Here is an 11,505-nt window from a genome sequence, read left to right as displayed (position 1 = left end):
GGCGTTTCCAGAGTTGTTATCACCGGGGCTTGCATCCTAAACGCTAAAAACTTCCTATGGTTAAGTCAGGTCAATCCTCCTTTCGCCGTATCCTGCTGTCGCGGATTTTACTCCTAAGCGTCCCTGTTTTGCTGTTAGGGGAGTATGTGACCTATCGCAAGGCACGCTCTAGTCTGCTCGAAACCGCTCGCCAAAACCTCACCGAAAGCGCCGTTCGCAAAGGAGATAGTATTCAGGCATCCCTCGAATCCCTCCAGGCGAACCTACTCACAGCAAGCGAATCGGTCCTCCTGCATTCGGGTTCGATGCCAGCGGTGCAATCTTATATCGAACAACTCGCGCAACGATTACCCACTAAGGTCCAATGCGTTCAACTGACTGATGTGCAAACCTCAGAACTGCTCGCGAGTACCTGTGGGAATCAACCCCTGAGCGATGAAATTTTGCAGATGTGGCAACAGCAAGGCAGTTTTGCGTCAGGGACTGGTTCCGGAGTTCATATCAAAACTGTTCTATCGGACACCCCATCCGGTGAGCCGGCCCCAGTCGTTTCTCAAAATGACCCCAGCTATTTCGACCAGCTCAAATTGATTCTGAGCGCTCCAGTGTATTTGGATGAACTCAATCCCTTGGCGGTTAATAATTCCGGGACTCCAGACTATGCCTTAACCATTCGCTCTACTTTAGGTCAACGGGCCAGCGATCGCCGCATTGAACCCGGTTCCCTCACGGGCTACACCGTCGTCATTGACCAAGATGGCACCATTCTCGAACATGGCAACGACCTTAATCGCGTTGGACGAAACATTCGGGACGAAGTAGACGCCAAACGCCTAGAAAATATTGTTAGAAATGCCCTCCAAAACCGTCAGGACTTTTTCCATCTCTTTAATTTCGATCAAGCGGGAATGGAATTACTCTCGGGATATACCGCCATTCCCAGTCCCCTCTCCACGACGGAAGAACGGAAGTGGGTGATCCTCGCCGTCACCCCCCTGGACAATGCTCTGGCAGGATTAAAAGAGATTCAAAACGTTCTATTCACCCTCATCCTAGGTTTATTAGCCGCTAACCTGCTGGCGACCCTCTACTTAACTCGCGATTTGGCCCTCCCGATTGAAAAATTGCAAGACTATGCGATGAACATTCAGTGCCGTGCTACCACGGAACGAGTTCCGCATAACTTGAGCATTCGCGAGTTTAATCGGCTGGCTGAAGCCCTCGATAGTATGGTAGAACGCTTGAAAGCTTGGGCAGAGGAGTTAGAAACGGCCTGGAAAGAAGCGAAAACGGCCAACCAACTGAAAAATGAGTTTTTGGCGACGATTTCTCATGAGTTGAGAACCCCTCTCAATGCAATTCTCGGCTGCATTCGCTTAGTTCGAGATGATTGCTGTGATAACCGGGATGAAGAAATTGAGTTTCTTCAACGGGCCGATGATGCGGCTATTCATTTACTGAATATTATTAATGATATTCTTGATATTTCTAAAATTGAAGCCGGTACTCTCTCGGTAGTCATGGAGCAGGTTGATGTCAAACGCCTGATTAAAGAGGCGATCGACTTACAGCAATCGGCAATTCAGCAGAAGGGTTTGCAGTTACAATTCCATGAGGATTCTCAATCCATTACCGTCGAAGCCGACCCCGCTAAACTAAAACAAGCACTTCTCAATTTGATGGGGAATGCCATTAAGTTTACAGACACGGGCAGAATCACTATCTCAACTCGCATCGAAGGGTTAAGCGAGGGTCAGTCCTTTAATAAAGCCAATCCCGGTAATGGTTCTATGCAGCCTTATCTGGTGATTTCTGTCCAAGATACGGGAATTGGCATTGCACCAGATCAGCAGCAGAAACTCTTTCAACCCTTTGTCATGGTGGATGGCTCAAGAACTCGCCCCAAAGGAGGTACAGGGTTAGGTTTAGCAATCTCCCGCAATTTAATCGAACTGATGGGAGGGACTATTCGCTTAAACAGCAAAGGCATTGGTCAGGGGACAACGGTTGAGGTGGTTTTGCCGATCCTCAATTCCACTCCCTCCATTCCCGTAGCGTTGGAGTCGAAAACCCCCAAAGAACAAAATCGCTAAATTGTTCTAACCTTTTCTAAAACCCCTTCGCCATTTCTAATGATTGCCTCCCGGCTCGTAGTAACAACTTCAGTCGTTATCTTCTCTGGTGTGCGTATCTGTTCGTAGTAACGACTTCAGTCGTTATCTTCTCTGGTGTGCATATCTGTTCGTAGTAACGACTTCAGTCGTTATCTTCTTAAGTTCATAATTCAAATCAAGGGTAATAGTTCATTCCTCAGAACTAACAATATCCGAAGGCAAATCTTACCCCAAAAATCAAGTTTTCCAACATGATTATGGAGGAGAATTTGTCCTAAAGCTGAACAGGCACTCCCCCTTGTTGAATCGAGTGACTTAAAGCTGTGAGAATGGTAATTAATTCCGTGGCGATCGCCCCCGAGGATGAGTCAATTCCCCCAGATTCCACCCCTAGTCCATTGCCACGCACCAACTCCAAAAACCGATCGCAAACCCGCCCTAAAGGTTCAGCCTGTTCTAACCTCACCACTTCCCGGTTTTGATTACTAGGAATCCAGCGATCGCCCTCTTGCTCTAAACTCCCCTGTTGAATCACCAAAGGCGCATCCCCGGACATTTCATCAAAAATCAAAGTTCCTTGACAACCCACCACCGCCAAACGTCTCTGTTTATCGGGATTCAACCAGCACAAATGAATAAACGCCTGAAATCCACTCGGATAAGTCAGCGTTGCCATCACGAAATCCGATAACCCCTGGGGAAACAGCTTCGAGTCCCCTCCCCCAACCGGCGTCGGTTGCAACCACACTCTCCCAGTCCCTTGGACTTGAATCGGATATTCTCCCAACCAACGATTAAAAATAGCAATATCATGAATCGCTAAATCCCACAGAGCATCCACATCTGGGCGCACTGGACCCAAATGCGATCGGGTGGCATATCCGTAGCGCAATTCCCCCAGTCGTCCCCCTTGCACCACTTCAGTTCCCGCAATCACTGCCGGATGAAACAAATAGGTATGATCCACCAACATCTGACGCTGACGTTGTTTCGCCCGTTCATATAATTCCCGACATTCTGCGGGGTCAAGAGTTAGGGGTTTTTCCGCTAAAATGTGATAGTTCTGCTCCAAGGCATCAGAGATTAAAGCATAATGAGTGGCAGCCGGAGTAGCCACTGCTACTGCTTCCAGTCCTGGTAACTGTTTGATATCCTGCCAATCCGTTGCCAAAATCACAGTTTCATCTAAATTAAATTGCGATCGCGCCGAGTGCAATCGCTCTACATGAGGGTCCACCACCGCCAGCACTCGCGCCTGGGGATGGTTTAAAAAATTTCTAATCAAATGGACGCCCCAACGACCCGCCCCGAGAATTGCAATCCCAACAGGATTTGACATTTTTTGATAGTGATAATTTGATATAGCAGTCCTAAATGATTTATAACATTTTCTTCTCCCCTCTCCCGTTCTGGGAGAGGGGTTGGGGGTGAGGGTCCATTGCCACAACTGATTTAGGATTGCTATAGTGATAATTTGATAGTAATAAAAAGGGATTACTGAGCTACATCCAACTCTCGCAGTGCAAAAAAGGCCACCTTTGCTGCGGCTTGTTCCGCCGCTTTTTTACTGCGTCCGGTGCCCTTGCCTTTGAGTTCTCCCAGGAGCCAGACCTCAGCGGTAAAGCGATCGGGATGGTAATGTTCCCGATGGGTTTCAAACACCCGATATTCCGGTAAAATTTTATAGCGAACCTGGGTCAATTCTTGCAGCGCATCTTTATAGTTGTGACGGGCTGGATCTTTGCGAATTTCTTCCGATCGCTGTTTGAATTCCGGGTCTAACCAAGGACGAATTAAATCCAAATTGTGGGTACTTAAATACAGGGCGGCTAAAATCGCTTCAAAGGCATCAGCTAACCGAGATTCCTTGCCCGTAATATCTCCAGCAGCGCTGGCAGAAACGAGCAGATAGCGCTCCAGTCCGTAGCCTTCGGCAATTTCCGCTAAGGTGCGATCGCTCACCAAAACCGAACGAATCGTCGCCAACTCCCCCACCTTTTCCTGGGGGTACAGTTCCATTAACAATTCCGCCGCAGCTAACCGAACCACTGCATCGCCGGTAAACTCTAACTGCTCATAATTCGCTTCCCCAGAAACACTCGGATGAGTCAAGGCCAATTCTAACAAGTCCCAACGAACCGAAATCCCGTCAGGAAGCCCTAATTTTTGCAGGAGTTTCTGTAACTCGCGTTGTCGTTGTGGATAAAGAAGCGTCATAAAAATGTTTGTAAATTAGAAATTAACCTTAGAATTGAGGAAAACTTAGGAAAATTTAACCGTTTGAATTTTAAGGTTAAAATTTAACCCCATTAGCAATCGAATGGGGGCTTGACAATTCACATAAAAATTGGAAAGGGAGAGAGCCAGACATAAGCCGGGTTCTGTTCCATTCATGACAATTGCCATGAATGGGGCAGTTATCTATCTGGGACCTCTGTTACCAGAAGCCTCTAGCGGTTCTTTCTAGGCGGAACGGGTAAAAGACCAACCCTTGTCCCTCTGACCTTGCTCCCAACCGGGGTTTACCGAGCCAGGGCCTCTCGACCCTGCTGGTGCGCTCTTACCACACCTTTGCACCCTTACCTGTGAGCGATCGCCCAAACGGACAATCCCTCCATCGGCGGTATCTTTCTGTGGCACTATCCTCACGGTCACCCGCACTGGGCGTTACCCAGCAAGTCTGGTCTTTCGGGAGTCCGGACTTTCCTCAGATTCGTGAGAATCCGCAACTGCCTGCGCCAACTCTCTACCCATTCTGATTATAATCGATGGACTGCCACAATCAGCAAACCCATAACTGTAGAGTTGATTCGCGAATCAACTCTACAGTCTTAAATCATGAGTAATTCCTGTAAAAAATACTCCCTTAAAACTCTCGGCGCTTATTCCAGGGGATATTAACAACCCAAGGCAAAATTGACGCCATAAACCGACAATTCACCAGATAAAGCGGGAGATTTCCCAGATTATGTTCTCCCATGCCAAAGCGTAGCGCGAACTGAACCGTGAACGTCAAACAGGGAAGTTCCGCCTTGGGTGAAACCTGTTTTTTCGGATTCGGTTTGAGGGGGTCCAGGTTCACCATAACGCGATCGGGTTTTAAGGGTCCGGTTTCTCCTTGTCGTTTTAAGGCAGATTCTGCCGTAAATTGTTCTTGGAGCGTTTTTCCCGGCGCAATTACGCTAAACACTTGAGCCGGTAACAAATCGAACGTCATCCCCGGAGGGAGTCTTACCAGGCGTTGTTCGCGACCCTGAGCATCAATCAGAGCGCTATAATCCCAATCAATATAAAGGGTTTGATGTGAGGATTGATTTTGGACACTCACCTCAAGGAACCGAAACTGGTCTAAATCATATTGGGGGGCCGTAAAGAATTTGAATCGAACTTTGTTTTCTAAGTTTTGGCTTTCGAGTTGATTTTTGAGAAAATTGTCATCTATTTTAATGAGAACTTTTTCCGCCAATAAAGAAGAAAAAGCGCGTAATAAAACAGCACTCACGCAGATGAGATAAACTGCGATCACAATCCAATCCAGTCCAGTCATTAGGGGTTAGAGCAAAGGGAATGGGGCGACGCCCATAGCATAGCCTATAGATTGCCAGTCGCCCATGAAAAAGCCTTAAAAAGACTCGCGGGGTTCATACTGACGACAGGTTTCACAGGGGCCTTCTGGATTGAGGGCGCACCGCAAATAGGCCGATCGCGCATTGTAAAGACAAGTGATATCCCCCGTCACATCCCCAACCCCTTCGACATAATGGCGATCGGCAGGAACGGGAGCGGGAGCGGGTATTCTCATAATGGGAATCTCTCTCGCCGCTTGCAAGCGAGTTCGCGCCCGATCTTCTGCTTTCCGCATCGCGAACAAAGAGAGTAACGGAGGCGTTATCCCAACCAAAAAAATGATAAGTGTCTCTAACATGGCGGATGACTAAAACTGAACTCCTTAAAATCGGCAGGTTAATCTCAGGTACACTGACCTCAACCGACCTCCACCGGGAAACCCGACTCCGGTTGCAGGGGAGTTGTTAGGCGGTGAGTTCCACCGCAGATTGAAAGAAATCCCGTTCGCATAACATGGCATAACGATAGGTGGAATCGGTTAGGGGAGTTGAGGCAGCATAGCGATCGAGCAGATGTTCTAACTGTCCCGACAATTGCTCAAATTCTTCCCCAGTATAGGTCCGAATCCAGTCGGCATAGTCGTGATTGGGAATGCCATCTTTTCCTAATTGCTGCCCTAAAAAAGCGTAAAGACGCATACAGGGAGCCATTGCCACCGCCGTTAACCCAACATCGTGACTCCAAGCGGTTGCTAGTAAAAAGTCTGTGTAACGACGAGTTGCCGGAGTCGGTTTCACTGCTAGAAAATCAATCCCCCAGGTTTTGGCATAGCCTTGATGTAAGCGCAGTTCTTCTAAGACGCCACTAGCTAGGGCATGGAAGACTTCAAAAGCTTGCCAGTCGGGAGTTTTCGCCGCCGCAATGCTATAAGCGCGGGCGAAGGATTCCAGGAAAAAGGCATCCTGTCCCACATAATGGGCAAATTGATGTCGCGGTAAGCACCCATTGCCAATGCCTTGCACAAACGGATGTTGTAGGCACTCCTGAGCTAAGTCTTGATTTGCTTTCCACAAGTCATGAGATAGGGTCATATTTTGGAGAGGTTGATAGAGGTTGATTGGATTGAGGGTTAGGATGTTGGACAGAAGAAGAACGACTGAAGTCGTTACTACGAACTTAAGAGAACGACTGAAGTCGTTACTACGAACTTAAGAGAACGACTGAAGTCGTTACTACGAACTTAAGAGAACGACTGAAGTCTTTGGTTTCATTTTTCCGCTTTCATCGGGGACGCTGGATGGTGGAAAAGTTGTTAAACCAACCGCGACGCCAAAAGAGAAAAATCATCAGGATGGCGATCGCAATCATCACCACCCAAACTGCCGGATAACCCCAATACCAGTTAAGTTCTGGCATATTCAACGGTGAGCGTTCTGGATTAAAATTCATCCCATAAACCCCGGCAATAAAGGTCAGGGGAATAAAAATAGAGGAAACCACCGTCAGCAGTTTCATGACTTCATTCATGCGGTTACTGATGGAAGAGAGGTAAACTTCCATCAACCCACCGGCGAGTTCCCGATAGGTTTCTACGATATCCAAAACCTGAATCGTATGATCGTAACAGTCGCGTAAATAAATCCGAACTTCATCAGAAATCAAGGGACTGCCGTCTCGAATCAGAGTATTGATGGCATTTCGCTGGGGCCAGATTGCCCGACGTAAAGTGAGTAACTCCCGTTTGATTTTATAAATTTTTTCTAGGGTATGGGGTGTGGGGTTGGCCACCACCTCATCCTCCAAATCCTCGATCCGTTCCCCATACGCTTCCAAAACCGGAAAAAATCCATCGATAATGGCATCGAGGAGAGCATAGGCGAGATAATCGGCTTTTTGTTTGCGAATCGTGCCTTTATTGCTGCGAATGCGATCGCGCACGGGACCAAAACTGTCATGTTCTGGCTCCTCCTGCACCGTCAGCAGGTAATCTTTACCCAACACCAAACTAACTTGTTCAGTGATAAAGCTTTCCTCTATCGGATCCTGGCGATGTTCTTTGAGCATCACCATCCGCGCAATAATCACTAAATGACCCTCGTACTCTTCTACTTTGGGTCGCTGGGGGACATTGACGATATCTTCTAACAGCAGGGGATGCAACTGAAAGACTTTACCAATTCGCTTTAAAATATCTTCACTCCCCAATCCCTGGACATCTAACCAGGAAACCGACTCACTGTCTAAGTAAGGGATGCATTCTTCCGGGGTTTTCATGAGTACCCGAGTAGCTTTGGTGTCAAAATAGTCGATCGCCACAATCGTTGGGATGACTGCATCATCCTCAATAATCAGAGTTCCGGGCATACTACCTGGTTCGTCATAGCAGTAATCCACGTATGACTCTTCGTTTTTATCGTTCTCCTCTTCGGATTCAGAGCGGAAATTAGTCATTGTCCATCCCGTATCTGTCATCTTTATGTTCCCGATCGCTGCTACCACTGCGATTTTAGGCAATTGGGGAGAAGGTTGGAGGCGATCGCCGGAATCCTCTACAGAACTTCCGCATATTTTCCGAGCGAACCCTAAATGTAGAGGCGATTCGCACAGGATACCTCTACATTTAGGGTTCGCTGTTACAGATTGCGAACATCCTGCTCTATTTAAGGTTTGGATTGCTCTAAAACTTCATCCCCCCTCAATGATGGACGAGCGATCGCCCCTGTGGAAACATTGGGTTCCTGCCAATCACTCTCATCGGGTTGAGGCAACTTGACTTCCATCGGGAGATAAACCGTAAAGGTTGAACCCACCCCCAACTGACTCTGCACTAAAATATCTCCTCCCATCATTTGAGAAAATAATCGACTAATTGCCAACCCCAACCCTGTCCCCCCATATTCTCGGGTTGTAGAGGCATCTGCCTGCATAAATGCTTGAAACAAATTATCTAACTGCTCTTGACTCATGCCAATGCCGGTGTCAGAAATTTGGAACACCACAAATAAATCATTTAAACTCGATTCTTGCTCTGGGGTAACCGCCAGAGGAATCGCACTCCGGAGTTGTTTGGTGACGACCATCTCTATCTTCCCCTTCCGAGTGAATTTAGCCGCATTACTGAGTAAATTGAAGAGAATTTGTCGCATCTTGGTTAAGTCAGCATACATCGAACCCAATTCCCCACTCAACTGCACCACCAATTGGTTAGAATTTTTCTCGGCTAGGGGTTGAGTCGTGTGGCAAATTTGGGTAATCGCCTGGTCTAAGTCAAATGATTCTAAAAACAGTTGCATTTTCCCCGATTCAATCTTGGAGTAATCTAAAATATCGCCAATGAGAGCCAACAGATGTTTCCCTGCCGTATTAATGGAGCGCAGGTCATCCAGAAATTCTGCATCGTTAATCCCGATATCTCGGGCATCTTCTTGGAGGAGTTCACTATACCCAATAATGGCATTGAGCGGGGTTCTCAGTTCGTGGCTCATATTTGCCAAAAAGGTGCTTTTGGCGCGATTAGCTGCTTCTGCTGCTGTTTTTGTTTCGAGTAATTGCGCTTCGACTTGCTTGCGATCGGTAATATCTCGCGCCAAAATACAGTTATATTCTTGTCCATTAAATTCCAGATAATTTACGGTGCTTTCTACCGGAAATCTTTTCCCTTCTTTGGTTTGGTGATAACATTCAATTGTAAACGAACCATGCCGCTTGATTTCATCCCAATAATCTGACCAAACATTTTTTGGTAAATCCAAGTTGATATCATGAATAGTCATTAAAATCAACTCTTCTCGGGAATAGCCTAAAGACAGACAAGCGGCTTCATTGACATAAAAGAATTGGGCATTGGAGTTGACCCAGAACACTGAATCTCCAGCCCGATTCAGAGAAAACTGAGTAAAGGCTAAGATTTCCTCAATTTGTTGGCGATGGGCTTTTTCTGCCTCTAAGGCGAGGACAGTCTGGTGTAACTGCAAGGCTTTCTGTTCTAGTTCATGGCGGAGTTGTGATTCAGTCTGTTTAACCTGAGTTAAATCTCGCACTAGGACTAAGAATTCATCGTCACTGCTGGGGATAACTTGAATTTCATGAATTGAGGGGAAATAGGGATGAGGATTGGTCGAAGGTAACTGGGGAAATTGAATCGAACATAGACAATCTTTTCCGCTTAATTCTACTTCAAAAACTTGCTCGTTTAGAGTGGCGATCGCCCGTTCTATGAATTCTCTACATTGCTGAATCACTTCTAAAGGCCAAATTTCCCACCACTTCTTACCGACATAGGTGCGATCGCTCAAATTATCTATCCCTTCCGGCTGCAACTTCTGCCCTGGATTTGTGCAACCCGCCCACAGGATAAAATTCTTCGGCGGTTGATAATCAAGACAAGTGCCATCTTTATGGATCCAAAAGATGGCATCGGGAATTGCCTTTAATAAAGCACGATTTCTGGTTTTGCTGGCACACACCACCGCTTCAAGCTCCTCCCCATTCCCTGAAGATTGTTCAACCTTATTATCCCCATGTTTGCTCAAGAACTATTGTTTGCCTTGATAAAACAACCCAACAGCCTCCCAGCAAGGTGAGCGAATCCGTACCCCTACAGGGGCGTTTTCTACCTGTGGATTGCCTAGGGCCTGGATAATAATGACTATAGCGCCCCCAGTTTGTGATGAGAGGGCGGCGCTCCCTTGTTGCCCTTTCTGGAGGCATAATGATGAATCATTTTAAAACCGTTGCCCTGTTAGGTTTGCTCAGTGGACTACTCATTGCCGTGAGTTACGCCATCGGCGGGACCACAGGAGCCTTCTTCGGAGTGATATTAGCAGCCATCACCAACTTTGGGTCCTGGTACTATTCCGATCGCATTGCCTTAACCGCTTATGGTGCTAAACCCGTCACTCCCGCGCAAGCACCGGAACTGGCGATGATGGTCCAAACCCTGAGCGATCGGGCCGGTTTACCCATGCCTGCGCTCTATATCGTTCCCTCTCAATCCGCCAATGCCTTTGCCACCGGAAGAGACCCGGATCATGCCGCCGTCGCCGTCACTCAAGGGATTATTAGCCTACTCCCTGCCGATGAACTCGAAGCCGTCATCGCTCACGAACTCAGCCACATCCAAAACCGCGATACCCTCACCCAAGCAGTTGCCGCCACCATCGCCGGAGGCATCTCTTTCTTGGCGCAAATGGCCTTTTGGTTCCTCCCGATCGGTCGCGATGACAATGGCTCCAATCCCTTCGCTGGACTGTTAATGCTCATTGTCGCGCCAGTCGCCGCCACAGTGATTCAACTCGGCATTTCTCGCACCCGCGAATTTGCCGCCGATGCCGGTGCCGCTCAACTCACCGGCAACCCCCGCGCTTTAGCTCGCGCCTTACAACGACTCGACCAAAATGCTAGACAACTTCCCCTCAACGGGAATCCAGCCTTTGAACCTCTATTAATCATGAATGGATTCTCGGGCAAGAAGTTTACCTCTAAGCTATTTTCCACCCATCCCACCACCGAAGCTCGCATCGAGCGCCTGTTGCAGTTAGAGGGGAAATAGGCTTCATGTTCAACGTCCCGACTTCAGTCGTTGCCAAGCGTGTCATGGCAGATGCCATGATACGCCCAACATCAAGGCAAGTCATTCACAGGGGCGTGACGAAAGCTAACGCTTTCATCACGAGTAACGACTAAAGTCGTTACTACAAACTGGGGTGGATGCAGCAACTGTTCGTAGTAACGACTTCAGTCGTTGCTCGCGTGTCATGGCGGATGCCATGATCCGCCCAACTGGACTGGAACCCAGGGGATTGCAAAATATAAATCCTCCAAA

The 11,505-nt window shown here is 47.7% G+C and carries 9 protein-coding genes and 1 other RNA gene; 2 read left to right on the top strand and 8 right to left on the bottom strand.

What is annotated here, in order from left to right:
- Positions 1-56 precede the first annotated feature (56 nt).
- Positions 57-2,093, top strand: a complete 2,037-nt coding sequence (locus tag NG833_RS21430; RefSeq protein WP_254567306.1) for an ATP-binding protein — start codon at positions 57-59, stop codon at positions 2,091-2,093.
- Positions 2,094-2,388: 295 nt separating this feature from the next.
- Here the strand turns inward: NG833_RS21430 and NG833_RS21425 are convergent, their stop codons facing one another.
- The 8 genes from NG833_RS21425 to NG833_RS21390 all read right to left on the bottom strand — a co-directional run bounded on the left by NG833_RS21425 (position 2,389) and on the right by NG833_RS21390 (position 10,213).
- Complete coding sequence (locus NG833_RS21425; RefSeq protein WP_254567305.1) at positions 2,389-3,453, bottom strand: Gfo/Idh/MocA family protein; 1,065 nt, start codon at positions 3,451-3,453, stop codon at positions 2,389-2,391.
- A gap of 155 nt (positions 3,454-3,608) precedes the next feature.
- Entirely contained in the window at positions 3,609-4,331 is a 723-nt protein-coding gene (rnc, locus tag NG833_RS21420; RefSeq protein ID WP_254567304.1) for a ribonuclease III, read from the bottom strand.
- A gap of 138 nt (positions 4,332-4,469) precedes the next feature.
- An RNA gene (gene rnpB / locus NG833_RS21415) (RNase P RNA component class A) lies at positions 4,470-4,860 on the bottom strand.
- A 120-nt stretch (positions 4,861-4,980) separates the two neighbouring features.
- Positions 4,981-5,661, bottom strand: a complete 681-nt coding sequence (locus NG833_RS21410; protein ID WP_254567303.1) for a hypothetical protein — start codon at positions 5,659-5,661, stop codon at positions 4,981-4,983.
- A gap of 75 nt (positions 5,662-5,736) precedes the next feature.
- Positions 5,737-6,039, bottom strand: a complete 303-nt coding sequence (locus tag NG833_RS21405; protein ID WP_254567302.1) for a DUF6464 family protein — start codon at positions 6,037-6,039, stop codon at positions 5,737-5,739.
- A 106-nt stretch (positions 6,040-6,145) separates the two neighbouring features.
- Positions 6,146-6,772: a TenA family protein gene (locus tag NG833_RS21400; RefSeq protein ID WP_254567301.1), complete on the bottom strand. Its 627-nt coding sequence runs from the start codon at positions 6,770-6,772 to the stop codon at positions 6,146-6,148.
- Between the two features lie 190 nt (positions 6,773-6,962).
- Complete coding sequence (gene corA / locus NG833_RS21395; RefSeq protein ID WP_254567300.1) at positions 6,963-8,132, bottom strand: magnesium/cobalt transporter CorA; 1,170 nt, start codon at positions 8,130-8,132, stop codon at positions 6,963-6,965.
- 209 nt (positions 8,133-8,341) lie between these two features.
- Positions 8,342-10,213, bottom strand: coding sequence for an ATP-binding protein (locus tag NG833_RS21390; protein WP_254567299.1), 1,872 nt, complete (start codon positions 10,211-10,213; stop codon positions 8,342-8,344).
- Between the two features lie 179 nt (positions 10,214-10,392).
- Between NG833_RS21390 and NG833_RS21385 the strand changes: the two genes are divergently transcribed.
- On the top strand, positions 10,393-11,232 hold the full coding sequence (locus tag NG833_RS21385; protein ID WP_375293936.1) for a M48 family metalloprotease: 840 nt from the start codon (positions 10,393-10,395) through the stop codon (positions 11,230-11,232).
- Positions 11,233-11,505 lie beyond the last annotated feature (273 nt).

Origin of the sequence: Oscillatoria sp. HE19RPO (assembly GCF_024220515.1) — a bacterium.
GTDB lineage: Bacteria > Cyanobacteriota > Cyanobacteriia > Cyanobacteriales > Laspinemataceae > Laspinema.
The sequence above is the reverse complement of the archived record's forward strand: the minus strand, read 5'-3'. Positions and strand labels throughout refer to the sequence as shown.

What these genes read in the sequence shown, in the direction of transcription:
- NG833_RS21430 (WP_254567306.1), top strand. Translation starts at nt 57, where the DNA reads ATGGTTAAGTCAGGTCAATCCTCCTTTCGCCGTATCCTGCTGTCGCGG.
- NG833_RS21425 (WP_254567305.1), bottom strand. Translation starts at nt 3,453, where the DNA reads ATGTCAAATCCTGTTGGGATTGCAATTCTCGGGGCGGGTCGTTGGGGC.
- rnc (WP_254567304.1), bottom strand. Translation starts at nt 4,331, where the DNA reads ATGACGCTTCTTTATCCACAACGACAACGCGAGTTACAGAAACTCCTG.
- NG833_RS21410 (WP_254567303.1), bottom strand. Translation starts at nt 5,661, where the DNA reads ATGACTGGACTGGATTGGATTGTGATCGCAGTTTATCTCATCTGCGTG.
- NG833_RS21405 (WP_254567302.1), bottom strand. Translation starts at nt 6,039, where the DNA reads ATGTTAGAGACACTTATCATTTTTTTGGTTGGGATAACGCCTCCGTTA.
- NG833_RS21400 (WP_254567301.1), bottom strand. Translation starts at nt 6,772, where the DNA reads ATGACCCTATCTCATGACTTGTGGAAAGCAAATCAAGACTTAGCTCAG.
- corA (WP_254567300.1), bottom strand. Translation starts at nt 8,132, where the DNA reads ATGACTAATTTCCGCTCTGAATCCGAAGAGGAGAACGATAAAAACGAA.
- NG833_RS21385 (WP_375293936.1), top strand. Translation starts at nt 10,393, where the DNA reads ATGATGAATCATTTTAAAACCGTTGCCCTGTTAGGTTTGCTCAGTGGA.